Origin of the sequence: Fulvimonas sp. R45 (assembly GCF_030504985.1) — a bacterium.
Classification (GTDB): domain Bacteria; phylum Pseudomonadota; class Gammaproteobacteria; order Xanthomonadales; family Rhodanobacteraceae; genus Rhodanobacter_A.
The window spans coordinates 80,968-104,141 of record NZ_JASERU010000006.1 but is presented as its reverse complement, the minus strand read 5'-3'; the positions used below and the strand labels follow the sequence as shown (position 1 = coordinate 104,141).

At 68.4% G+C, this 23,174-nt stretch carries 20 protein-coding genes and 6 tRNA genes; 8 read left to right on the top strand and 18 right to left on the bottom strand.

What is annotated here, in order from left to right; all coding sequences use genetic code 11:
• Window positions 1-88: 88 nt before the first annotated feature.
• The 5 genes from QMK61_RS07715 to QMK61_RS07695 form a co-directional block, all read right to left on the bottom strand.
• Window positions 89-631, bottom strand: a complete 543-nt coding sequence (locus QMK61_RS07715) for a DUF2058 family protein (protein WP_302071582.1) — start codon at window positions 629-631, stop codon at window positions 89-91.
• 39 nt (window positions 632-670) lie between these two features.
• Window positions 671-883, bottom strand: coding sequence for a SlyX family protein (locus QMK61_RS07710; protein WP_302071580.1), 213 nt, complete (start codon window positions 881-883; stop codon window positions 671-673).
• Window positions 883-2,226, bottom strand: coding sequence for a UDP-glucose/GDP-mannose dehydrogenase family protein (locus QMK61_RS07705; protein WP_302071578.1), 1,344 nt, complete (start codon window positions 2,224-2,226; stop codon window positions 883-885). The genes QMK61_RS07710 and QMK61_RS07705 overlap by 1 nt, the downstream gene beginning before the upstream one ends.
• Window positions 2,227-2,334: 108 nt before the next feature.
• Window positions 2,335-3,081 (bottom strand): FKBP-type peptidyl-prolyl cis-trans isomerase, encoded by a 747-nt coding sequence (locus tag QMK61_RS07700; RefSeq protein ID WP_302071576.1) that lies wholly within the window; start codon window positions 3,079-3,081, stop codon window positions 2,335-2,337.
• A gap of 167 nt (window positions 3,082-3,248) precedes the next feature.
• A complete protein-coding gene (locus QMK61_RS07695; RefSeq protein ID WP_302071575.1) occupies window positions 3,249-5,003 on the bottom strand; it encodes a cation:proton antiporter in 1,755 nt (584 codons plus the stop codon).
• A gap of 160 nt (window positions 5,004-5,163) precedes the next feature.
• On the opposite strand from QMK61_RS07695, the gene QMK61_RS07690 reads away from it, so the two are divergent.
• From QMK61_RS07690 to QMK61_RS07680, 3 genes are all read left to right on the top strand, one after another.
• Window positions 5,164-5,239 (top strand) — tRNA-Ala (locus tag QMK61_RS07690).
• 9 nt (window positions 5,240-5,248) lie between these two features.
• Window positions 5,249-5,324 (top strand) — tRNA-Glu (locus tag QMK61_RS07685).
• A 34-nt stretch (window positions 5,325-5,358) separates the two neighbouring features.
• A tRNA-Asp gene (locus QMK61_RS07680) sits at window positions 5,359-5,435 on the top strand.
• A 137-nt stretch (window positions 5,436-5,572) separates the two neighbouring features.
• On the opposite strand, the gene QMK61_RS07675 is transcribed toward QMK61_RS07680, so the two are convergent.
• Both QMK61_RS07675 and QMK61_RS07670 read right to left on the bottom strand, forming a co-directional pair.
• The gene (locus QMK61_RS07675) at window positions 5,573-6,043 is read right to left on the bottom strand and encodes a DUF1249 domain-containing protein (protein ID WP_302071574.1); all 471 of its coding nucleotides are present in this window, start codon (window positions 6,041-6,043) and stop codon (window positions 5,573-5,575) included.
• A 22-nt stretch (window positions 6,044-6,065) separates the two neighbouring features.
• Window positions 6,066-6,881 (bottom strand): pyruvate, water dikinase regulatory protein, encoded by an 816-nt coding sequence (locus tag QMK61_RS07670; RefSeq protein WP_302071573.1) that lies wholly within the window; start codon window positions 6,879-6,881, stop codon window positions 6,066-6,068.
• 229 nt (window positions 6,882-7,110) lie between these two features.
• On the opposite strand from QMK61_RS07670, the gene ppsA reads away from it, so the two are divergent.
• Both ppsA and QMK61_RS07660 read left to right on the top strand, forming a co-directional pair.
• Entirely contained in the window at window positions 7,111-9,564 is a 2,454-nt protein-coding gene (gene ppsA / locus QMK61_RS07665; protein WP_302071572.1) for a phosphoenolpyruvate synthase, read from the top strand.
• A 142-nt stretch (window positions 9,565-9,706) separates the two neighbouring features.
• Window positions 9,707-10,462, top strand: coding sequence for a TetR/AcrR family transcriptional regulator (locus QMK61_RS07660; protein ID WP_302071571.1), 756 nt, complete (start codon window positions 9,707-9,709; stop codon window positions 10,460-10,462).
• Here QMK61_RS07660 and QMK61_RS07655 read toward each other — a convergent pair.
• Window positions 10,434-11,135 (bottom strand): protein phosphatase 2C domain-containing protein, encoded by a 702-nt coding sequence (locus QMK61_RS07655; RefSeq protein ID WP_302071569.1) that lies wholly within the window; start codon window positions 11,133-11,135, stop codon window positions 10,434-10,436. The two genes, QMK61_RS07660 and QMK61_RS07655, sit on opposite strands and share 29 nt — an antisense overlap.
• A 110-nt stretch (window positions 11,136-11,245) precedes the next feature.
• Here QMK61_RS07655 and QMK61_RS07650 point away from each other — a divergent pair.
• A tRNA-Ser gene (locus QMK61_RS07650) sits at window positions 11,246-11,335 on the top strand.
• Between the two features lie 64 nt (window positions 11,336-11,399).
• Here QMK61_RS07650 and dnaQ read toward each other — a convergent pair.
• The 3 genes from dnaQ to QMK61_RS07635 are packed head-to-tail and all read right to left on the bottom strand — an operon-like array spanning window position 11,400 to window position 13,255.
• Entirely contained in the window at window positions 11,400-12,131 is a 732-nt protein-coding gene (gene dnaQ, locus QMK61_RS07645) for a DNA polymerase III subunit epsilon (protein WP_302071568.1), read from the bottom strand.
• Window positions 12,128-12,577 (bottom strand): ribonuclease HI, encoded by a 450-nt coding sequence (gene rnhA / locus QMK61_RS07640; protein ID WP_302071567.1) that lies wholly within the window; start codon window positions 12,575-12,577, stop codon window positions 12,128-12,130. The genes dnaQ and rnhA overlap by 4 nt, the downstream gene beginning before the upstream one ends.
• A gap of 33 nt (window positions 12,578-12,610) precedes the next feature.
• Window positions 12,611-13,255, bottom strand: a complete 645-nt coding sequence (locus tag QMK61_RS07635) for a methyltransferase domain-containing protein (RefSeq protein ID WP_302071566.1) — start codon at window positions 13,253-13,255, stop codon at window positions 12,611-12,613.
• Between the two features lie 241 nt (window positions 13,256-13,496).
• Between QMK61_RS07635 and gloB the strand changes: the two genes are divergently transcribed.
• Window positions 13,497-14,258 (top strand): hydroxyacylglutathione hydrolase, encoded by a 762-nt coding sequence (gene gloB / locus QMK61_RS07630; protein ID WP_302071565.1) that lies wholly within the window; start codon window positions 13,497-13,499, stop codon window positions 14,256-14,258.
• Window positions 14,255-15,514, top strand: a complete 1,260-nt coding sequence (locus QMK61_RS07625; protein WP_302071564.1) for a transglycosylase SLT domain-containing protein — start codon at window positions 14,255-14,257, stop codon at window positions 15,512-15,514. Before gloB ends, QMK61_RS07625 begins: the two co-directional genes overlap by 4 nt.
• A gap of 105 nt (window positions 15,515-15,619) precedes the next feature.
• On the opposite strand, the gene QMK61_RS07620 is transcribed toward QMK61_RS07625, so the two are convergent.
• The 7 genes from QMK61_RS07620 to clpP all read right to left on the bottom strand — a co-directional run bounded on the left by QMK61_RS07620 (window position 15,620) and on the right by clpP (window position 23,147).
• Window positions 15,620-17,548, bottom strand: coding sequence for a SurA N-terminal domain-containing protein (locus QMK61_RS07620; protein ID WP_302071563.1), 1,929 nt, complete (start codon window positions 17,546-17,548; stop codon window positions 15,620-15,622).
• A gap of 102 nt (window positions 17,549-17,650) precedes the next feature.
• Window positions 17,651-17,727, bottom strand: a tRNA-Asp gene (locus tag QMK61_RS07615).
• A 10-nt stretch (window positions 17,728-17,737) separates the two neighbouring features.
• Window positions 17,738-17,812, bottom strand: a tRNA-Val gene (locus QMK61_RS07610).
• Window positions 17,813-17,831: 19 nt separating this feature from the next.
• Window positions 17,832-18,104 (bottom strand): HU family DNA-binding protein, encoded by a 273-nt coding sequence (locus QMK61_RS07605; RefSeq protein WP_017461157.1) that lies wholly within the window; start codon window positions 18,102-18,104, stop codon window positions 17,832-17,834.
• Between the two features lie 339 nt (window positions 18,105-18,443).
• Window positions 18,444-20,954 carry an endopeptidase La gene (lon, locus tag QMK61_RS07600; protein WP_302071562.1) on the bottom strand — a complete coding sequence of 837 codons (2,511 nt, stop codon included), beginning with the start codon at window positions 20,952-20,954 and terminating at the stop codon, window positions 18,444-18,446.
• A gap of 164 nt (window positions 20,955-21,118) precedes the next feature.
• Window positions 21,119-22,417, bottom strand: a complete 1,299-nt coding sequence (gene clpX / locus QMK61_RS07595; RefSeq protein ID WP_302071561.1) for an ATP-dependent Clp protease ATP-binding subunit ClpX — start codon at window positions 22,415-22,417, stop codon at window positions 21,119-21,121.
• A 106-nt stretch (window positions 22,418-22,523) separates the two neighbouring features.
• Window positions 22,524-23,147: an ATP-dependent Clp endopeptidase proteolytic subunit ClpP gene (clpP, locus tag QMK61_RS07590; protein ID WP_302071560.1), complete on the bottom strand. Its 624-nt coding sequence runs from the start codon at window positions 23,145-23,147 to the stop codon at window positions 22,524-22,526.
• Window positions 23,148-23,174: the final 27 nt, after the last annotated feature.

The following is a 23,174-nucleotide window of genomic DNA, read 5'->3' as shown; positions in this document are numbered from 1 at the left end:
GACAGCCGTGGGCCTGCGCCGGGATGACGCCCGGGGGATGATCGCCACGCGGGATCGAATCGCCCCCGTCCGGGTCACCGGACGTGGTTCACCACATCAGGTCGTCGGGCACGCCATCGTCGCCGATGCCGCCCGCGCCCGGCTCCACCAGCAGCGCCAGCAGGTGCGGATCGATGTCGCGTACCTGCTCGGCGAGCGAGCGTTCCACCAGCAGGTAGTGGCCGCTTTGCTGCACGATGCCCAGTTCGCCCGCGTTGAGCGCGGCCAGCTGCGCGGCATCGACGTATACGCGCCGGATCTTGCCGCCGTACTCGAAATGCCGCACCTGCTCGGCCTCGGCCTTGTTCAGCGCCTTGCCCTGCAGCAGTTGCTGCACCTTCTGCTTGCGCTCGCGCTTCAGGCGCGCCTGCTCGGCGGCCTCGCGCTCGGCCTGCTGGCGTTCGCTGGCCTCGGTGCGGGCGCGGATGGCGTAGGCCTTGGCAAGATCGATCTCGCCGCTGCCGCCGGCCCGCGCCGGCGGGTTCCCGCGTGGCGGCGGGCGGACGGGTTTCGGCGAAGCGGCGCGCTTTTCCTCGCGCACCTGTTTGACGATGCCGCTCTTCAGGAGCTGGTCGCGCAGGGAATCGGCCATGGGGAAATCCGGTTCGGCGTGGGCGGTTCGTGGACGTGGTCAGTAATGCGGAGGCGGCGGTTCGCTGTGCGGATCGTCCGATTGCGCCAGGCGCAGCGCAACCAGTTCGGTATGCAAATCGCCCAGCAGGCGCTCCAGCCGCGCGATGCGCCGGGCCTTGTCGCTGTCCGCCTGGACCAGCGCCTGCACGGTGTCGTCGAGGAAGGTGAGCCTGACTTCCAGCTCGGTCAGGCGCTGCTCCAGCGTGTCCATCACGGTGCCGCCTGCAAGCTTCGTCCGCGCCCGATGCCGTAGTAGGCCAGTCCGGCCTCCTCCACCAGCGCCGGCTCGTACAGGTTGCGGCCGTCGAAGACCGCCGGCTCCTTCAGCGCGGCGCGGATGGCGGCGAAGTCGGGGCTGCGGAAGGCTTTCCATTCGGTGACGATGGCCAGCACGTCGGCGCCGTCCAGCGCAGCATAGGCGCTGTCGCACAGCACCAGGCCGGCACGCTCGCCGTAGATGCGCCGGACCTCGTCGCGCGCCTCCGGGTCATAGGCGCGTACCGTCGCGCCTGCCTCCCACAGCGCCTCCATCAGCTGCCGGCTGGGCGCCTCGCGCATGTCGTCGGTGTTCGGCTTGAACGCCAGGCCCCACAACGCGATGGTCCTGCCCTCGAGCCGGCCGCCGAAGTGGCGCGCGATCAACTCGAACAGCTTGGTCTTCTGGTCGCGGTTCACCGCCTCCACCGCGCCCAGCAGGCGGGCCTCGTAGCCCGCGCCGCGGGCGGTGCGCTCCAGCGCCTGCACGTCCTTGGGGAAGCACGAGCCGCCGTAGCCGGCGCCGGGGTAGATGAAGTGGTAGCCGATGCGCGGGTCGGCGCCGATGCCGTGGCGCACCAGCTCCACGTCCGCGCCCACCCGCTCGGCGATGTTGGCGATCTCGTTCATGAAGCTGATCTTGGTCGCCAGCATCGCGTTGGCGGCGTACTTGGTCAGCTCGGCCGAGCGCTCGTCCATCACCACCATGCGGTCGTGGTTGCGGTTGAACGGCGCGTACAGCTTGCGCAACCGCTCGATGGCGCGCGGGCTGGAGCTGCCGACCACGATGCGGTCAGGGCGCATGCAGTCGGCCACCGCGTCGCCTTCCTTCAGGAATTCGGGGTTGGAGACCACGTCGAACTCGACCGCCGCGCCGCGCGCGGCCAGCTCGGCGGCGACCGCCCCGCGCACGCGGTCGGCGGTACCCACCGGCACCGTCGACTTGTTCACCACCACGGTGTAGCGGTCCATGTGCCGGCCGATGGTCTTCGCCACGCCGAGCACGTAGGTGAGGTCGGCGCTGCCGTCCTCGTCCGGCGGCGTGCCCACGGCGATGAACACCACCTGCCCGTGCGCGATGGCCGGGGCCGGATCGGTGGTGAAGGCCAGCTGGCCGTTGGCATGGTTGCGCTTGACGATGGGCTCCAGGCCCGGCTCGTAGATCGGGATCTCGCCGCGCTCCAGCCGCGCCACCTTGGCCGCGTCGATGTCCACGCAGACCACGCGGTTGCCCATCTCCGCCAGGCAGGCGCCGGTCACCAGGCCCACGTAACCGGTTCCGAATATCGTGACGTTCATCGCCTGCCCAGTTGCCTCGTTGCGGGGCCGCACATTCTAGCAGGGGCGGCAAAAGCGAAGGGGCGCGAATCACTCGCGCCCCTTCGTCCGTCCGCCGGAGGCGGCTGCTTACTTCTGCGGCGTGCTGCCGGCCTTGGTCGGGCCGGTGCCGACCAGGGTCACGTCGAAGATCAGCGTCTCGTTCGGCGGCATCTCGCCGCGCGGTTCCGCGCCGTAGGCCAGGTTCGACGGGATGAACAGCTGGTAGTGGCCGCCGGTCTGCATCAGCTGCAGGCCTTCGCGGAAACCGGGGATCACGTTGGCCAGCGGGATCGACGCCGCGCCGCCGCCAGGATGCTTCGACGAATCGTCGAACACCGTGCCGTCGACCAGCTTGCCCACGTAGTTCACCTGCACGGTGTCGTTCGGACCCGGGCGCGCGCCGTTGCCCTGGCTGAGCACCTTGTACTGCAGGCCCGAGGCGGTCACCTTCACGCCCGGCTCCTTGCGGTTCTTGGCCAGGAAGGCCTCGCCTGCCGCCTTGTTCTTGGCCGCTTCCTGGTCGAACTCGGCCTTGGCCTTGGTGCGCAGCTGGGTGAGGAAGGCTTCCTTCACCGACTTGTACTCGGTCTCGCTCATGGTCGGCTTCTGGCCCGACAGCGCCGACTGCACCGCACGCGCGACGGTGGCCGGGTCGACCTCCTCACGCACGATCGGCGGCAGCGAGCTGGCCAGGTCCCAGCCGACCACGTAGCTGGCCTTGGTCTTGTCGACCTTGGTGGCCGGGGCGGTCTGGGCCGCCTGCACGCTGGCCGTCAGGCCCATCGCCACGGCCAGCGCGGCCGCCGTCAGCGTGGGACGCAGAAAATGCTTCATTCGGAACTCCCTCGTCTTGGATATGCCGGCGTGCCGGCCGGGCCCCCCCGATGGAGGCAGGCCCCGCATTGTGCGGTGCCGGCTCCGGTCTTGGCAACGGCGTTCTGGAGCGGACAGCCGCATTCGGCAAAGGTTCCGCCGCCATCCGTGGATAACGGTGATCCCATTCATGTTTCGTGCGGCGGCTTGTCCAGCGTGTCCCGCAACGCCGCCTGCAGCCGCGCGTGCATCTTCACCAGCGCGCGCCACAGCACCACCGCCAGCACGACCAGCGCCGCCAACAGCGACAGCGCCACGTCGCGCGGCGGCAGGATGGCGGAGCCCAGCGCGCCGACCAGCAGGGCCAGCAGCAGCAGCGCCGCCAGCGGGATCAGCCGCGCCAGCACCTGCCGGATCGCCTGCGTGTAGCCGCCCGCGAAGCGCTCGCGGATGCCCAGCTCGGCCAGCAGCATGCCCAGCGCCTCCGCCTTGCGGTACACGGCGATCAGGAACGGCAGCGACAGGAACAGCGCGCAGGCCCAGATCAGCGAATGGCGCATGTCGCGATGGATGCCCATGCGCGAGAACCAGCCCCAGCCATGCGCGTTCACGAACGCCCCGATCGTGAACAGGGCGACCACCAGGGTCACGTTCACCGCGATGTGCCACAGCAGCCTCCGGAACATCGCGGCGATCGCTGCGTTTTCCGCCACCGGGCGCAGGTTCTCCAGCCAGCCGCTGTAGCTGGCGGCGAGCAGGCGCAGCGAGCGCGGCAGCAACCGACGGCCGGTGTCCGCCAGCGCATCGGTCGAACGGACCAGGTAGGGCGAGGACACCATGCAGACCAGCGCCGCGGCCACCGCGATCGGGTAGATGAAGTCACTCACCGCCCCCAGCGACAGGCCCAGCGTGGCGATCACGAACGAGAACTCGCCGATCTGCGCCATGCTCAACCCGGCACGCAGCGCGGTGCGCGCATCGCGCCCGATGAAGAAGCAGCCCACGCTGCACGCCACCGTCTTGCCGAGCATCACTGCGGCGGCGATCGCCAGCGCCGGCAGCGCGTAGTGCGCCAGCAGCGCGGGATCGATCTTCAGGCCGATCGCTACGAAGAACAGCGCCGCGAACATGTCGCGCAACGGTTCCACCAGGTGCACCACGCGCGCCGCGCTACGCGCCTCGGCCACCACCGCGCCGGCCAGGAAGGCGCCCAGCGCCACGCTGAAGCCCAGCCAGGCCGCCAGCAGGCTGGCGCCGAAGCACAGCCCGAGCACGCTGACCAGCAGCATCTCGTCGTTGCCGAAGCGCGCCACGTAATCCACCAGCCGCGGCAGCAGCAGCAGGCCCACCAGCATGCCCACCACCACGAACAGGCCCAGATGGCCGATCAGGCTCAGCGCCGTCCCGGGCTCCACCACGCCGCCGATCGCGACCGCGGTGAGCATGGTGAGGATGACGATGGTGAGCATGTCCTCGGCCACCAGCATGCCGACCACCAGCCGTGCGAACGGCCACTGGCGCATGCCGTTCTCGCTCAGCGTGCGCGTGGCCACCATGGTCGAGGACAGCGACATGATCGCGCCGAGGAACAGCGCGTCGCGCGTGCCCCAGCCGAAGGCGGAACCGAGGCCGTAGCCGAGCCACAGCATCGTGCCCACCTCGGCCACCGTCACCAGCAGCACGCCGGCGCCCACCTCGCGCAGCTTGCGCACGCTGAACTCCAGCCCCAGCGTGAACATCAGCAGCACCACGCCCAGGTTGGAGATGTCGCCGATGGTGCGCGGGTCGGCCACCAACACGCCCGGGGTATGCGGGCCGATCAGCACGCCGGCGAGGATGTAGCCCGGCAGCACCGGCAAGCGCAGGCGATGCAGCAGCACGGTGGTGGCGCCGGCCACCAGCATCACGATGGCGAGGTCGCGGATGAAGCCGATGTCGTGCATGCCTTCCTCATGGCGGTGCGTGGCCTGCCAGCTTAGAACATGCGGCGCGATCGGCGTCGATGCGCGCGGAAGCGTCGACTGCATCCGACGATGCAAAATTCCTGAAAAAAACGCTTGACGGAATCGCGACCCCCACCTATTCTTTCGGGCTTCCAGCGGCGGGGCCATAGCTCAGCTGGGAGAGCGCCTGCATGGCATGCAGGAGGTCGGCGGTTCGATCCCGCCTGGCTCCACCAACTCATCACGTCCCCATCGTCTAGAGGCCTAGGACACCACCCTTTCACGGTGGCGACCGGGGTTCGAATCCCCGTGGGGACGCCAAGAGTCGGTACGCAACAACGCTGGTAGACAACGTGGAGCGGTAGTTCAGCCGGTTAGAATGCTGGCCTGTCACGCCGGAGGTCGCGGGTTCGAGTCCCGTCCGCTCCGCCACTATGGAAAGCAGAAAGCCCGCCTCGCGCGGGTTTTTTGTTGGGCGTTATTCATGCGTTTCGTCCTGAACGCGAAAGCAAAAGCGGCCATCCATGGCCGCGCTTTTCGCAAGGGCTTCGCCCTCGAGTGAGCTCCGATCACCCGTCCGTTTCGATCCGCTCAAGCGTGCCGGTCGAGTGCCCCTGCCCCGCCAGATATTCCAGCCAGCGCGAGAGGAAACCGTTCATCTGCAGGCGATGCTGGAACACGGTATGCGCCGGCGGGAACGGGCCGAGCACCTGCCACAGGTGGCGGCCGGGATGGCAATGCAGCGCCTCGGCCACGTGCGCGTCGGTGTACATGCGCAGCTGCGCCGAGGGGGAGCGGTGCCCGGTCTGCGCGTCGACGAAGCCGTAGGTCAGCTCCAACTCCAGCGTGTAGGGATGGCATTCCTGCACCACCAGGTGCACCGGCAGCCCGTCGGACACGTCGGACAGGTAGCCGCCCGGCGCCAGCGCCTGCGGCGCGAACAGGCGCGCCAGCCGGTGGTAGTTCTCGGCGTACAACCCCATCAGGAACTCGAAGCGCCCCGGCAACAACGAGGCGCGGCTGTCCAGTACGGCGCTCATGCGAAAAGCGTCCCTCCGCGGGTCAGAACATGGTCCGCTCGATGCCGAAGCGGTCGAAGATCTTGCTGGCGATTTCCTCGATCGACACGTGCGTGGTGTTCAGGCACGGCAGGTTGGCCTGGCGCATCAGCCGGTCGGCCTGCTCCAGCTCCCAGCGGCACTGCTTCAGCGTGGCGTAGCGGCTGCCGGGCCGGCGCTGTTCGCGGATCTGCGCCAGGCGCGCGGCGTCGATGGTCAGGCCGTACAGGCGGTCCTTCCACGGACGCAGCCGCGCGGGCAGCTCCAGCTTCTCGAGGTCCTCGTCGGTAAGGGGGTAGTTGGCGGCGCAGACGCCGTAATGCAAGGCCATGTACAGGCAGGTGGGCGTCTTGCCCGAGCGCGACACGCCGACCAGGATCAGGTCGGCCTGCGAGTAGTCGACGTCGATGCCGTCGTCGTGCGCCAGCGCGTAGTTGGTGGCGTTGATGCGCGCCTCGTACTTGTCGAAATCGACCAGGCCGTGCGAGCGGTTCACCGCACCGGAACGCTTGGCGCCCAGCTCCTCCTCCAGCGGCCCGATGAAGGGCGCGAACACGTCCAGCATCAGCGCGCCACTGCTGGCCACGATGTCGCACAGCGCGCGGTCGGCCATGGTGTTGACCACGATCGGCTTTTCGCCGGTCCGGGCGTAGTGCGTCTTGATCCGCAGCGCCGCGTTCTCGGCCTTGTGCACGTTGTCGATGAACGGCAGCCGGTGCTTGTCGAAGTGCATGCCTTCGAACTGGGCGAGGATGCTGTTGCCGATCGTCTCCGCGGTAATACCAGTGGAATCGGAAATGAAATAGACCGTGCGTTGCATGGGCGATCCGGCAGGCGGTGGAGGTTCCGGTCCGGCACCATAGCGCAAGCGCCAGCGCCTGTCTTTGCTTGACCCGCGCCTGACTGGTATGCAGTTGGCGCGGCCCTGGCCTGCAATGGTCTTCTTGTGCCATGCACCACCGAAAGCGGACAATACCAGTCTTTGCGCGGCGCGATGCCTCGGCCGCCCGACGCCTTCAATCACTATCGAGCTCTCGAGGAGACTCCCCTTGAACGACCTGGTGCTCTGGCTGGACCAACTGCGCATGACCGACCTCGGCAAGGTCGGCGGCAAGAACGCCTCGCTCGGCGAGATGATCGGCAACCTCGCCAAGCTCGGCGTCTCCGTGCCTGGTGGTTTCGCCACCACCGCCGACGCCTTCCAGCAGTACCTGGAAAAGAGCGGCGTGGCCAAGCGCATCCAGGCCCGCCTGGCCGACCTGGACGTGGATGACGTGGACGCGCTGACGAAAGCCGGCAAGGAAATCCGCGAGTGGGTCACCGAGACCCCGCTGCCCGCCGAGCTCGACCAGGCGATCCGCGACGCCTACGCCAAGCTGTGCAGGGACGCCGCTCCTGCTGAACAGTCCGGCGATGGATCGCCGGTTCTTGATTCTGGCGATCAGGGACGATCGCAAAAGTACCCGGACATCGCCGTGGCCGTGCGCTCCTCCGCCACCGCCGAGGACCTGCCCGACGCTTCGTTCGCCGGCCAGCAGGAAACCTTCCTCAATGTGGTCGGCATCGACGACGTGCTGCACAAGGTGAAGGAAGTCTTCGCCTCGCTGTACAACGACCGCGCCATCGCCTACCGCGTGCACCAGGGCTTCGCCCACGAGAACGTGTTCCTGTCCGCCGGCGTGCAGCTGATGGTGCGCTCGGACGTGGGCGCCGCCGGCGTGCTGTTCACGCTGGACACCGAGTCGGGCTTCCGCGACGTGGTCTTCGTCACCGGCAGCTACGGCCTGGGCGAGATGGTCGTGCAGGGCGCGGTGAACCCCGACGAGTTCTACGTGTTCAAGCCCACGCTGAAGGCCGGCAAGCCCGCCGTGCTGCGCCGCAACCTCGGTGCCAAGCAGCTGCGCATGGTCTATTCCAGCGCCCCCGGCGAGCGCGTGAAGACCGAGGACACCCCGGCCGAACTGCGCAACAAATTCTGCATCAGCGACGCCGACGTGGAGTCGCTGGCGAAGCAGGCGCTGATCATCGAGCAGCACTACGGCCGCCCGATGGACATCGAATGGGCGAAGGACGGCCATACTGGCAAGCTGTACATCGTGCAGGCGCGTCCCGAGACGGTGAAGTCGCGCGCCCACGCCACCCAGCTTGAGCGCTTCAGCCTCAACGAGAAGGGCAAGGTGCTGGCCGAGGGCCGCGCCATCGGCCAGAAGATCGGCGCCGGCAAGGCGCGCGTGGTGCGCTCGCTGGCCGACATGAACAAGGTGCAGCCCGGCGACGTGCTGGTGGCCGACATGACCGACCCCGACTGGGAGCCGGTGATGAAGCGCGCCAGCGCCATCGTCACCAACCGCGGCGGACGCACCTGCCACGCGGCGATCATCGCCCGCGAACTGGGTGTGCCGGCGGTGGTGGGCACGCACAACGCGCTGGACAGCATCCCCGACGGCGCCGAGGTCACCGTGTCCTGCGCCGAGGGCGACACCGGCACGATCTACGAGGGCAAACTGGCCTTCGAGCGCGTCACCGCCGACCTTGGCGCGATGCCCGAGGCACCGCTGAAGATCATGATGAACGTGGCCAACCCCGAGCGCGCGTTCGACTTCGGCATGCTGCCGAACGCCGGCATCGGCCTGGCCCGCCTGGAGATGATCATCGCCAGCCACATCGGCGTGCATCCCAAGGCGCTGCTGGAATACGGCAAGCAGGACGCCGAGACCCGCGCGAAGATCGACGAGCGCATCGCCGGCTATGCCGGTCCGGTCGAGTTCTACGTCGACCGCCTCGCCGAAGGCATCGCCACCATCGCCGCCTCGGTGTACCCGAAGCCGGTGATCGTGCGCATGAGCGATTTCAAATCCAACGAGTACGCCAACCTGCTCGGCGGCGCGCGCTACGAGCCGCACGAGGAGAACCCGATGATCGGCTTCCGCGGCGCCAGCCGCTACGTCGATCCCAGCTTCGCCGAAGCCTTCGGGCTGGAATGCAAGGCGGTCAAGCACGTGCGCGAGGTGATGGGCCTGGACAACGTGTGGGTGATGATCCCATTCGTGCGCACGCTGGACGAAGGCCGCAAGGTGATCGAGGTGCTGGCGAAGAACGACCTCAGGCAGGGCGCCAGCGTCAACGGGGAGCAGGGCCTCAAGATCATCATGATGTGCGAGGTACCCTCCAACGCCCTGCTCGCCGAGGAGTTCCTGGAGATCTTCGACGGCTTCTCGATCGGCTCCAACGACCTCACCCAGCTCACCCTGGGCCTGGACCGCGATTCCTCCATCGTCGCCGGCCTGTTCGACGAGCGGAACCCGGCGGTGAAGAAGCTGCTGTCCATGGCGATCAAGACCGCGCGCGCCAAGGGCAAATACGTGGGCATCTGCGGCCAGGGTCCCAGCGACCATGCCGACCTGGCCGAATGGCTGATGGACCAGGGCATCGAATCCGTGTCGCTCAACCCGGACACCGTGGTCGACACCTGGCTGCGGCTGGCGAAGAAAAAGGCGGCCTGAGCGGGAGCCTGTCGACCGCAACGTCGACGAAAGGCGGGCCGCAAGGCCCGCTTTTCGTTTGCCCCCCTTCCCTGTCGCTTGCCTCCGGCCCACGGAAGCGGCTAGCGTCGCCGTGCGCATACGGCGCAGCCAGGGGGCGACGATGGCCACGCGCGAACACGCCGACGACACCCGCAGCCGCCTGCTGCATGCGGCCGAGCAACTGTTCATCGAGGGCGGCCACGATGCGCTGTCGCTGCGCCGGGTCACCGCCCGCGCGGGCGCGAACCTCGCCGCGGTGAACTACCACTTCGGCGGCAAGGAAGCGATGCTGCACGAGCTGCTGGAACTGCGGCTGGGGCCGCTCAACGCCGAGCGGCTGCGCCTGCTCGACGCCTGCGAGGCCGGCGGACGCGCGCCCGATCATGAAACCATCCTCGGCGTCCTGTTCGTTCCCGCGCTGCGGATCGGCCGTTCGCCCGGCGGCGGCCCGGCCTTTCTGCGCCTGCTGGGTCGCGTCTACAGCGACGCCTCGCCATTCGTGCGCGACTACCTGCAGGAGCACTACCGGCCCATCTTCGAGCGCTTCTTCGAAGCCTTCGCGCGCGCCCTGCCCCGCATCCCGCGCAACGAGCTCGGCCTGCGCCTGGACTTCGCGCTGAAGGCGCTTTCCGGCGTACTGGCCACGGACGACATGGGCGAGCTGATCGCCAAGCTGAGCATGGGCCAGCCGCTGGGCGACGCGGCCCTGCTGGCGCGGCTGGTGGCCCTGGTCTCGCCGGCGCTGGTGGCGCCGCTGGGCGAACCGCACCAGGTCGAACGGATGGATAGCCTGCTGCGACAGGATGCCGGCCTTGCCCAGGCACCGGCGCCCCGGGCTTCCGGCCAGGTCAGCGCACGCGGGCGAGGATCGCGGTGACGTTGTCTTTGCCGCCATGGTCCAACGCGGCCAGCAGCAGGTGGTCCACGCATTCCTGCGCTGCCAGGTCCTGCCGTCCCACGATGGCCGCCATCGCGACGTCGCCGACCTCCTCGGTCAGGCCGTCGCTGCACAGCAGGAAGGCCATGTCCGGCGCCAGCTGTCCCCGCGCCATGCCGATGTGCAGTTGCTCGCCGGCGGTGATGCCCAGCGCCTGGGTGATCACGTTGCGCCGCGGATGGCGGGCCGCCTGAGCCGGATCGATCGAACCGCTGGCCACCAGTTCCTGCACCAGCGAATGGTCGTGGCTGATCTGTTGCAGGCCGTTGCGCCACCGGTACACGCGGCTGTCGCCCACCCAGGCGACCTGGTAATCGTTGCCGGACAGCTGCAGCGCCGCCACGGTGGAACCCATCGGCAATGCGTCGGCACCGCCACGGGCCTGTTCCAGCAGGCGCCGCCCGGCCGCGCGGATCGCATCCGGCAGCGACTGGCCGCGCGTCACCATGTCCACCACCGCGTCGCGCACCAGCGCGGAAGCCACTTCCCCGTGCTGGTGCCCGCCCATGCCGTCGGCCACCAGGAACAGCCCGAGCGAGGGATCGGCGTAGTAGGTGTCTTCGTTGCGCGTGCGGCGCAGGCCGACGTGGGTTCCGTGTCCGAATTCGATCATGGCTGGGCTGCTGGCTGGGCCGTCGCAGCATGCCGCATGCGCGGGCGGTTGTCACGGCGCACACTCCCGCGTATCATCGCCGGCTCGCACGCGCCACCGTGCACCCCTCCGGAGAGGTGGCAGAGTGGTCGAATGTACCTGACTCGAAATCAGGCGTACGTGTAAGCGTACCGTGGGTTCGAATCCCACCCTCTCCGCCAGTAAAGCAAAACGCCCCTGTCCGGGGCGTTTTGCTTTTCCAGGGCAGATCGTGAGCGCCCCCCCTCAGGCCGCGGCTTCCTGCTTCTCCTCCCGCCGCCACAGGCTGCCGCCTTCGCCCGCGCTCTTGTCCAGCGCGTCCAGCCTGCGCTCGTGCGCGGCGAGTTCCTCGGCGTTAGCGCGCAGCACGCGCGGGCGGCGGGTCAAGGTCGTCGGCTGCAGCACCACGGCCACGGGGCCGGTTTCGCTGGCGTCTTCGAAGGCCAGGTCGAGCGCGACCTGGCCCGAGGTCATGGCCAGGTACACCTCGGCCAGCAGTTGGGCGTCGATCAGGCCGCCATGCAGATCGCGGGCGGAGTTGTCCACGCCCAGGCGCTTGCACAGCGCGTCCAGGCTGTTGCGCTGGCCGGGGTAGCGCTCGCGCGCCATCGCCAGGGTGTCGAGCACCTGGCAGCGGTCGCCGATGCGGCCGTAGTGGGCGCCGGCGCGGGCCAGCTCGGCGTCGAGGAAGCCGACGTCGAAGCTGGCGTTGTGGATGATCAGCTCGGCACCGTCGATGAAGGCGAGGAACTCGTCGACCTTCTCGGCAAAAAACGGCTTGTCGACCAGCATGTCGTCGCGGATGCCGGTGACCTGGCTGGCTCCCTCGTCCATCGCGCGTTCGGGATTGAGATAGGTCTGCCAGTGGCGGCCGGTGGGACGGCGCTCGATCATCTCGACGCAGGCGATTTCCACCAGCCTGTGGCCCTGGCGCACTTCCAGGCCGGTGGTCTCGGTGTCCAACACGATCTGCCTCATGCCGCCGCTCCGTCGCGATGCTGTTCGGCCTGTTCGCGCGCGGCCTGGTCCACGCGCTCGTTCTCGACGTGGCCGTTGTGGCCGCGCACCCACTGCCAGCGCACCTGGTGCGGCTGCGTCGCTGCGGACAGGCGCTGCCACAGGTCCTGGTTCTTCACCGGCTTCCTGTCGGCGGTGCGCCAGCCGTTAGCGCGCCACTTGGGCAGCCACTGCTCGATGCCCTGCATCACGTAGCGCGAGTCGGTGGTCAGCATGACCCGGCACGGGCGGGTCAACGCTTCCAGCGCGCCGATGGCGGCCATCAGTTCCATCCGGTTGTTGGTGGTGGCCGGCTCGCCGCCGGCCAGCATGCGCTCGGTCCCCTTGGCGCGCAGCAGGGCGGCCCAGCCGCCCGGGCCCGGGTTGCCCAGGCATGCGCCATCGGTAAAGGCTTCCACGTCGGTCACTTAAAAACGGCTCCTGGATTCAACCCAATCGGTTCATGCGGCGCTGCGGCGCGCGCCGGGCGCGAGGCCGGCCTTGGCGGGCGCGGCCACCGCGGCCGGGCGCAAGCGCGTGGGCAGCGCCATATGCCTGCGCTTGCGTGCCAGCAGCACGTAGCCGCCGCCCAGCGGACTGGCGGCACCATGCACGTCAACCACGGACGCCGGCCACATCCGTCCCACGCGCGCCACCCGCTCGACCTGCAGCTCGGCCCTGCGCAGCCAGCGGCCAAGCTGCAGCGGCGCGCTCAGACGCATGCCCGCACCGCGCATGCGCCAGTGCCACCACGGTGACCAGCCGCTGACCGGATGCAGCCCCGTCAGCGCGAGCATGCCGCCGGGCGCCAGCGTGCGGACGATCTCGCCCAGCAACGCCGGCTGCAATGGGGCCGCTTCCAGCGCATGTCGCAGCAGCACCAAGTCGAACGCCTCGTCGACGAAAGGCAGCGGCTCCAGCGCGCTGGCGCGGACGGCACCGTCCAGCGAGTGCCGTGCCAGGGTCAGCCGGGTCCAGTGGCCCAGCAAGGGCAACTGCGGCGGTACGTCATCCGGCGCCGCCGTCACCAGCAAGCCCCGCGTGCCCGCGCAGCGCTGCAGTACGGGCAGCATCACGGCCATCTCCTCCGCCAGCAGGCTGCGCATGGGCGAGCTGGCATAGATGTCATGATCACGCGATGGCATGCGTCGGACGGCCGTTGCGTACGGAGAACCCGTCCAGTGTACCGGTTGCCGTCGCAAAGACGAACCGGCGCACAGGGCTGAACGCCCGCATCCGGCCTTAACGACATGCTAACGAGCATGCTTTCCCCGCCCCTTATAGTCGGAAACTTCGCGTGGCCGGACACGGCCGCGCGGTCCCGTACCGTTGCCGTGGAGCCCGAGCTTGCACGTCATTGCCATACCGGCGCTGGCCGACAACTACATATGGCTGCTGCACGACGGGCAAGGCTCGGCGCTGGCGGTCGACCCGGGCGAAGCCGGCCCGGTGGAGTCGGCGCTGGCGGAACGCGGATTGCGCCTGCGCGCGATCCTGCTCACCCATCACCATCCCGACCACATCGATGGCGCGACGGCGTTGCACGAGCGCCACCGGGCGCCGGTATACGCGCCGCAGGACGAGCGCATCGAGGTCGCCACGCGCCGGGTGTCCGACGGCGACGAATTGAACCTGGACGCCCCGGCCGCGCGCTTCCGGGTGATCGCGGTGCCCGGCCACACCACCAGCCATGTCGCCTACGCCAGCGAAGGCGTGCTGCTGTGCGGCGACACCCTGTTCAGCCTGGGCTGCGGCCGCCTGTTCGAAGGCACGCCTGCGCAGATGCTGGCCTCGCTCGACCGCCTTGCCGCCCTGCCCGGCGATACCCTGCTGTGCTGCGGCCACGAATACACCGCCGCGAACGCGCGCTTCGCCCGCACGGTCGAGCCGGACAACGGCGCGCTGGCGGCACGCGAGCAGGACGTGGCGCGGCTGCGCGCCGCCGGCCAGCCCAGCCTGCCCACGCCACTGGCCGGCGAACTGGCCGCCAATCCCTTCCTGCGCGTGGACAGCCCGGCCGTGATCGACTGGTGTCGCCGCCAGGATGCCGCCAACGACCGCGTGGCGCGCTTCGCCGCCCTGCGCGCCGCCAAGGACGCGTTCAGGTGAAGCGCCGCTGGCGACATGGCCTGGCGCTGGCCGCGCCCATGCTGCTGGCCGCCTGCGCCACCACGCCGAGCGCGGTGCACGCGCCGGAGATCCATCCACCCAAGCCCGCCGCCGTGCCGCTGCCGCAGCCGTCCGTGTCGGCCGTGATGCCCGCCCAGGACGACATCTGGAGCCGCCTGCGCCAGAGCTTCGCGATGTCCGACTGCGACGCCGACACGCACATCCTGTCCTGGGCCGAACGCTACACGCGCGATCCGCAGCGCTTCGAGGACACCCTGCGCGAAGCCATGCCACGGCTGATGTACGTGCAGCAGGTGGCCGCCCGGCACGACGTGGCAGGCGAGTTCGTGCTGCTGCCATGGGTGGAAAGCCAGTTCCAGCCCGTATCCAGCCACCGCCACCAGCGCGCCGCCGGCATGTGGCAGATCGTGCCGAGCACGGCCCGCTCGATGGGCCTGCACGTGGGGCGCGACTATGACGGCCGCTATGACGTGTCCGCCGCCACCGAAGGCGTGATGAAGCTGCTCGGCCGCTACCATGCCGACCTGCATGACTGGCGCCTGGTGGATTACGCCTACAACGCCGGGGAATTCGCCGTGCGCCGCCTGGTGCAGCAGCACGGCATCCCGGCGGACGAGCCGGCGATCCCCGCCTTGCCGGTATCGCGCATCACCCGCGAGCACCTCACCAAGCTGCTCGCCATCGCCTGCGTGGTGCGCGAACCGACCCGCTTCCACGTCAGCCTGCCGCTGCTGCCCGCGGACCAGCGACTCGAGGCCGTGGCGGTGCACCAGCCGATGAAGCTGCCCGAGGCGGCGAAGCGCGCCGGCATGCCGGTGGCTCAGATCAGGCACCTGAACGCCGCGTTCCGCAACGGCCGCATCGCGGCCGACCAGCGCCCGACGCAACTGCTGCTGCCACAGCGCAATGCCGTGCAATGGCGCGACGCGCAGCAGCGGGCCGCGGACGCCGGGCTCACCGCCAGCGTGACGCCCTCGACCAGCCCGCTGCCCACGCTCCCCGCCGATGACGGCGTGCCGCCGCCCGGGGCCGCGGAAAACACGCCGCCGCTCGTCGCCGCCGCATCGCCCGCGGCACCATCCGCCACGAACCGCACGCATACCGTGCGGGCGGGCGAAAGCCTGTGGAGCATCGCGCACCGCTATGCGGTGAGCGTCGACGCGCTCGAGCGCTGGAACCACTTGGGCGGGGCGACGATCCGACCCGGCCAGGTACTCAGGATCGGCGCTGGCTGAAGGACCGGCTTCCGCGGGCGGAAGCCATCCCGCGGGCACCGCTGAAACGAAAGGGGCGACCTCGCGGCCGCCCCTTTGCCTGTCCGCCATCGGCGCGACCCTTACTCACTGCTTGTTGTTCGCGTCCGGCGCGATCTTGATCTCGGTCTTGGACTTCAGGATGCCGATGAAGCCGCGGGTGGCGATGCCGCCGTAGGCCTGCGTCATCTGCGCGCGCAGCTGGTCGCGCTGCGCCGGCGTGACCTTGGCCAGGTCACCGCCCTGCACCTTGTCCACGGCCACGATCGCGAACACGCCGTTGCCGAGGTCGACGTCGGCAAACTGCGGCTTGCCGTCGGCGGGGTGCGGCATGCGGAACGCCTGTTCGCGGACCGGCATGGGCAGCTTCAGGTCGGCTGCGCTCTGCGGCATGCGCAGGGCCTCGCTGGCACTTTCCACGGTGGCTCCCGCGGACTTGGCCACCGTCTGCAGGTCCTCGCCCTTGCGCAGGCGCGCGAGCAGGTCGTCGGCCTGCTTGCGGCCGGCCGCGGCGACGCGGTCGTCGACGATCTTCTTGTGGATCGCATCCTTCACGTCGGCCAGCGGGCGTACCGCCTTGGGCTCGTGCTTGTCCACGCGCACCACCACGGCGGTGTCCTTGCCGAGGTTGATCAGGCCGGAATTGTTGCCCTGCGCCAGCACGTCGTCCGAGAACGCCGCGGCGATCACCTTGGCGTCGGCGGCGATGCCGCTGCCGCCGGCGCGAGAGAACAGGCCGGTGTCCTTGATCGGCAGGCCGAGCGTCTTGGCCGCGGTGTCCAGCGAGCCCGGGGTCTGGTAGCTCAGGTCGGCCAGCTTGCCGGCCACCTCGTTGAACTTGCGCTCGCGGTCGGCCTGGGCGGCTTCCTTGGCCAGTTCGTCGCGCACCTCGGCGAAGGGCTTGGCGTCGCCGCTGTGCACGTCGCGCAGGTAGATGATGTGGTAGCCCTCGGGCGACAGCACGGGCTTGGAGATGTCGCCCTTGTTCATCGCGAACAGTGCGGCGTCGAAGGCGGCATTGGTCATGCCCTTCTGCAGCCAGCCCAGGTTGCCGCCCTGGCTCTTGGAGCCGAGGTCGTCGGAATCCTTCTTCGCCAGGTCGGCGAAATCGGCCGGGGTGGCCTCGGAGGCGATCTTCTCCGCCTTGGCCAGCGCGGCCTTCTGCTGGTCCGGCGTGGCGTTCTTGGGCACGTCGATCAGGATGTGCGACACCAGCCGCTGCTCGGGCTGCACGAAGCGGGACTTCTCGTCCTCGTAGCGCTTCTTCAGCTCGTCCTCGCTGGGCTGTGCATCGAGCTTGAGGTCGGCGTCATCCACCTCGACGTACTTCAACGACACCTGCTCGGGCTGCATGAAGTCGGCCTGGTGCGATTTGTAGTAGGCGGCGATCTCGTCATCGCTCACCTTGTCGTCGGCCGGCGCCGGGCGCGCCAGCACGAAGTAGCTGAGGTCGCGGCGCTGCAGCCGCAGGTCGAGGAAGCGGTCCAGGTCCGCGCCGGTGACGATGGCGCTGGCGCCGATCGCGTCCGGCAGCAACGAGGTGGCCATGCTGGCGCGCTGCTGCTGTTCGAACCCTTCCGGCGTCATGCGGTTGGCGGCCAGCAACGTGCGGTAGGTGTCCGGATCGAACTTGCCGTCGACCTGGAACGCCGGCACGCTGGCGATCGCATCGCGCAGCGCCTCGTCCGAGACGCGCATGCCGAGGTCGTCGTTGGCCTTCAGCAGCAATTGCTGGTCGATCATCGCGTCCAGGATGCGGCGCTTGTTCTCCGGCTTCTCGAAGGCGCTGCCGTCGAAATGGTCGCCCTGCTCCGCCATCTGCTGCTGGCGGATCTGGTTCATGCGGTCCTGGAACTGCTGCTGGCTGATCTCGTGCTTGCCCACCTTGGCCGCGTAGGTATCGACCGAAGCGCTGAAATAGCCTTCGATGCCGAAGAACGACATCGCGAAGACGGCCACGCCCAGCACGACGATCGCCGGCCACCCGTGCATCTTGTTACCCAGTGCCTGCAGCATGAACTCTTCCCGCAATCCGAATGACGAAAGGCGCCCGGTACGCCGGGCACAAGGCGCCTAGCATAAATGACAAGGGCGCCACGTGGGCGCCCTTGCGAACTGTGGCGGAGCGGACGGGACTCGAACCCGCGACCTCCGGCGTGACAGGCCAGCATTCTAACCGTCTGAACTACCGCTCCGCATTGCTTCTGGTGGGTGCTGTAGGGATCGAACCTACGACCCTCGCCTTGTAAGGGCGACGCTCTACCGCTGAGCTAAGCACCCGAAACCAAGCGACAGCCGCTTAGTTTAGGGCGTCCTTGAGCGTCTTGCCAGCCTTGAAGGCCGGAACCTTCGAAGCCTTGATCTTGATCGTCTCGTTGGTGCGCGGGTTGCGGCCGGTGCGGGCAGCGCGCTTGCGCACGGTGAAGGTGCCGAAGCCGACCACCGAAACGTCGTCGCCCTTCTTCAGGGCCTTCTGCACGGTCTCGAAGAAGGCCTCGAGCGCGCGACCGGCGTCGGCCTTGGTGAGCTCGGCCTTGTCGGCGATGGCATTGATCAGATCGGTTTTATTCATTAGTCACTCCCTTAAACGGTTATGCGGCCCGCGTGGTCAGTCTGGGACGAGACGACGCCGCCTTGTGAAAGATGTTGGCTCCCTGGAGGAGCGCCGTCCCGCGACCCCGCATCGCAGTGCCATCCAGCGACGACACCCCGGTTGCGGTGACTCTTTATACCAGTGGCCCCGAAGCTCCGCAATACAAGCAATACCAAGGCTTCCGGCGATTCAGGAGCGGTCCTGGAAGCACTTGCCAGCCGTCCCTCAAAACCGTATGCACATGCATGGAATGCCGTCCCCGCGGACACGAAAACGGCCCGGACGACGTCGTCGTCCGGGCCGCGATGCGCGGCGCGTTCAGTGGGTGCGCGTATGCGTGCCGGAGGGATCCTCGTGCGGCGGCTCCGACTTCGCCGGCTCCACAGCTCCCGCCTCGACAGGCAGCGGCTGCAGCGGCCGTTCCAGCGCGATGTCGAGCACCTGGTCGATCCAGCGCACGGGATGGATGTCCAGCGAGCCGGTGATGTTCGCGGGGATGTCGGCCAGGTCCTTCTCGTTTTCCTCGGGAATGATCACCGTGGTGATGCCGCCGCGATGCGCCGCCAGCAGCTTTTCCTTGAGGCCGCCGATCGGCAGCACGCGGCCGCGCAGGGTGATCTCGCCGGTCATCGCCACTTCCGAGCGCACCGGCACCCGGGTCAGCGCCGACACCAGCGCGGTGCACATGGCGATGCCGGCGCTGGGGCCGTCCTTCGGCGTGGCGCCCTCCGGCACGTGGATGTGGATGTCCAGCTTCTCGTGGAAGTCCGGCTCGATGCCGAGCTGGCCCGCGCGCGCGCGCACCACCGACAGCGCGGCCTGGATCGATTCCTTCATCACGTCGCCGAGCTGGCCGGTATTCACCTGCCGCCCCTTGCCCGGCAGCACCGAGGCCTCGATGCTGAGCAGGTCGCCGCCGACCTGGGTCCAGGCCAGGCCGGTCACCAGGCCCACTTCGTTCTGCTGTTCCTTGCGGCCGAAGTCGAAACGGCGCACGCCCAGGTAATGATCGAGGTTGGACGAGTCCACCCGCACGCCCGAGGGCGCGCGCGCGGCCTTCGCGCGGGAGGGCTTGGCGGCCTTCGCCGGCTTCTTCGGGCCTTTGGCCGGCACGGCTTCGCCGAGGGCCAACTGCTTCACGACCTTGCGGCAGATCTTGGAGATCTCGCGCTCGAGGTTGCGCACGCCGGACTCGCGCGTGTAGTAGCGCACGATGTCGCGGATCGCCTCCTCGTCCACCCGCAGCTCCTCGGGCTTCAGGCCGTTGGCCTTGAGCTGCTTGGGCAGCAGGTACTTCTGCGCGATCGCCAGTTTCTCGTCCTCGGTATAGCCCGGGATGCGGATCACCTCCATGCGGTCCAGCAGCGGACCGGGGATGTTCAGCGAATTGGCGGTGGCGATCCACATCACCTCGGACAGGTCGAGGTCCACTTCCAGGTAATGGTCGTTGAAGGCATGGTTCTGCTCGGGGTCGAGCACCTCCAGCAGCGCCGACGACGGGTCGCCGCGGAAGTCCATCGACATCTTGTCGATCTCGTCCAGCACGAACAGCGGGTTCTTGGTGCCGACCTTGTTGAGGTTCTGCACGATGCGTCCCGGCATCGAACCGATGTAGGTGCGGCGGTGGCCGCGGATCTCCGCCTCGTCGCGCACGCCGCCCAGCGACATGCGGACGAACTTGCGGTTGGTCGCCTTGGCGATGGACTGGCCCAGCGAGGTCTTGCCCACGCCCGGCGGGCCGACCAGGCAAAGGATCGGCCCCTTCATGGTGTTCACGCGCTGCTGCACGGCGAGGTATTCGAGGATGCGCTCCTTGACCTTCTCGAGGCCGAAATGGTCGGCGTCGAGCACCTCCTGCGCCAGCGCGAGGTCCTTGCGCACCTTGGTGCGCTTCTTCCACGGCACGCCCACCAGCCAATCCAGGTAGTTGCGCACCACCGTGGCCTCGGCCGACATCGGCGACATCTGCCGCAGCTTGCCGAATTCCTGCCGGGCCTTGGCCAGCACCGGCTTCGGCATGCCGGCGGCGTCGATCTTCTTCTGCAGCTCCTCGATTTCGTTGGGGCCGTCCTCGCCCTCGCCCAGCTCCTTCTGGATCGCCTTCATCTGCTCGTTGAGGTAGTACTCGCGCTGGCTCTTCTCCATCTGCGACTTCACGCGGCCGCGGATGCGCTTCTCCACCTGCTGCAGGTCCATCTCGCCGTCGACCAGCGCGATCAGCAGCTCCAGCCGCTCGCCGACGTCGGCGGTCTCCAGCACCTTCTGCTTGTCCGCCATGCGCACGGACAGGTGCGCGGCGATGGAATCGGCCACGCGCGAGGGATCCTCGATGCCCGACAGCGTGGTGAGCACCTCGGGCGGCAGCTTGCGACTCTGCTTCACCAGTTGCTCGAACAGCGAGACCAGGGTGCGCGAGACCACGTCCAGCTCGCGCTCGCGGCTGCCGTAGACGGGCTCGATCACGCGCGAGCGCGCGGTGAGCATGCCGGCCTCCTCGCGATAGTCCTCGATCGACACGCGCGCCTGCCCTTCCACCAGCACCTTCACGGTGCCGTCGGGCAGCTTGAGCAGCTGCAGCACACTGGCCAGGGTGCCGATCCGATGCAGGTCGTCCACCGCCGGATCGTCGATGTCGGGGCTCTTCTGCGCCACCAGCAGGATCTGCCGTTCGCCTTCCATCGCGTGCTCGAGCGCGCGCATGGACTTGTCGCGCCCCACGAACAGCGGTATCACCATGTGCGGGTAGACCACCACGTCGCGCAGCGGCAGGACCGGCAAGGCGTCCAGCAGGGCGGAGGCGGCTGCGGGGGAAGCGGCGTGTTTTGCCATCGATAGTCTCGCGGAACTGGATTCGGACGGCCCCGACACTGCGCCGGGGTGCTGAATACGTCAAGTGGAGGCGGCGGCACGCGCCGTCAAGTGCGCATGCAGGAAACGCAAACGGCCCCGGCGTCGCCACCGGGGCCGTTCGTTTCGCGCCGGAACGCGCCGGGTCAGGCGGCCGCGTCGCCGCCGTCGCTGGCGATGCGCTGCTGCTGCAGGTTGCCGCGGTAGATCAGGTAGGGCTCGGCCTGGCCCTCGATCACCGCGTCGTCCACCACCACCTTGCTCACGTGCTCCAGCGAAGGCAGCTCGTACATGGTGTCCAGCAGCACCTGCTCCAGGATGGTACGCAGGCCGCGGGCGCCCGTCTTGCGCTTGAGCGCCTTGCGGGCGATCGCCTGCAGCGCCTCGGGGCGGAACTCCAGCTCCACGCCCTCCATCTCGAACAGCCGCTTGAACTGCTTGGTGACGGCGTTCTTCGGCTCGGTGAGGATCTTCACCAGCGCGGCCTCGTCCAGCTCGTCCAGCGTGGCCACCACCGGCAGGCGGCCGACGAACTCGGGGATCAGGCCGAACTTCACCAGGTCGGTGGGCTCCACTTCGGCCAGCAGCTTGCCCAGGTTCTCGGTGCGCTCCTTCGAGCGCACCTCGGCGTTGAAGCCGATGCCGACGGTCTCCGAACGCTGCTGGATCACCTTCTCCAGCCCCGCGAAGGCGCCGCCGCAGATGAACAGGATGTTCTTGGTGTCCACCTGCAGGAATTCCTGCTGCGGGTGCTTGCGCCCGCCCTGCGGCGGCACCGAGGCCAGCGTGCCCTCGATCAGCTTCAGCAGCGCCTGCTGCACGCCCTCGCCCGACACGTCGCGGGTGATCGACGGGTTCTCGCTCTTGCGCGAGATCTTGTCGATCTCGTCGATGTAGACGATACCCGACTGCGCCTTGTCGACGTCGTAGTCGCACTTCTGCAGCAGCTTCTGGATGATGTTCTCGACGTCCTCGCCCACGTAGCCCGCCTCGGTGAGCGTGGTGGCGTCGGCGATGGTGAACGGCACGTTGAGCAGGCGCGCCAGCGTCTCGGCCAGCAGCGTCTTGCCCGAACCGGTCGGGCCGATCAGCAGGATGTTCGACTTGGCCAGCTCGACCTCGTCGCTCTTCTGCCGCGATTCCATCCGCTTGTAATGGTTGTACACCGCCACCGACAGCGCCTTCTTGGCGCGGGTCTGCCCGACCACGTACTGGTCGAGCGTCTCCATGATCTCCTTCGGCTTCGGCAGCTGGGTGCGGCCGGAGGCGGCCTTCTCCTCCAGTTCCTCGCGGATGATGTCGTTGCACAGTTCCACGCACTCGTCGCAGATGAACACGGACGGACCCGCGATCAGCTTGCGCACTTCGTGCTGGCTCTTGCCGCAGAAGGAGCAGTAGAGAATCTTGCCGCCGTCGTTGGAACGGCCCTGCCGCTCGTCACTCATGCTGTAACCCTGCTGTAAATCGTTTGCATAGCGAGAATAGCACAGGGCTCCGCGCCTGCATCCAGGCGCGGAGCCCCTCGCGAACCCGTTGTAAGGCGACCGGAAATCAGGCCGATTTCACCGTCTCGACCGCGCGTCGGCTGCGCACTTCGTCGATCAGGCCGTAGGCCTTGGCGTCCTCGGCGCTGAGGAAGCGGTCGCGTTCCATGTCGCGGGCGATCTCCTCCACCGGCTTGCCCGTATGGTGGGCGTAGAGGCTGTTCAGGCGCTCGCGCAGGTAGAGGATTTCCTTGGCCTGGATCTCGATGTCGGTGGCCTGGCCCTGGGCGCCGCCGGAGGGCTGGTGGATCATCACCCGCGAGTTGGGCAGCGCGAACCGCTTGCCCGCCGCGCCGGCCATCAGCAGCAGCGAGCCGGCGCTGCAGGCCTGGCCGATGCACAGCGTGCTGACGTCGGGCTTGATGAACTGCATGGTGTCGTAGATCGCCAGGCCCGCGGTGACCACGCCGCCGGGGCTGTTGATGTAGAAGTGGATGTCCTTGTCCGGGTTCTCCGACTCCAGGAACAGCATCTGCGCCACCACCAGGTTGGCGACGTTGTCGTCGATCGGGCCGACCAGGAAGATGATCCGCTCCTTGAGCAGGCGCGAATAGATGTCGAAGGAGCGCTCGCCGCGGGCGGTCTGCTCCACGACGATGGGCACCAGGTTGAGGCTCTTGATCGGGTCCATGGCCACGAGGGGAAGTCTCCGGGAACG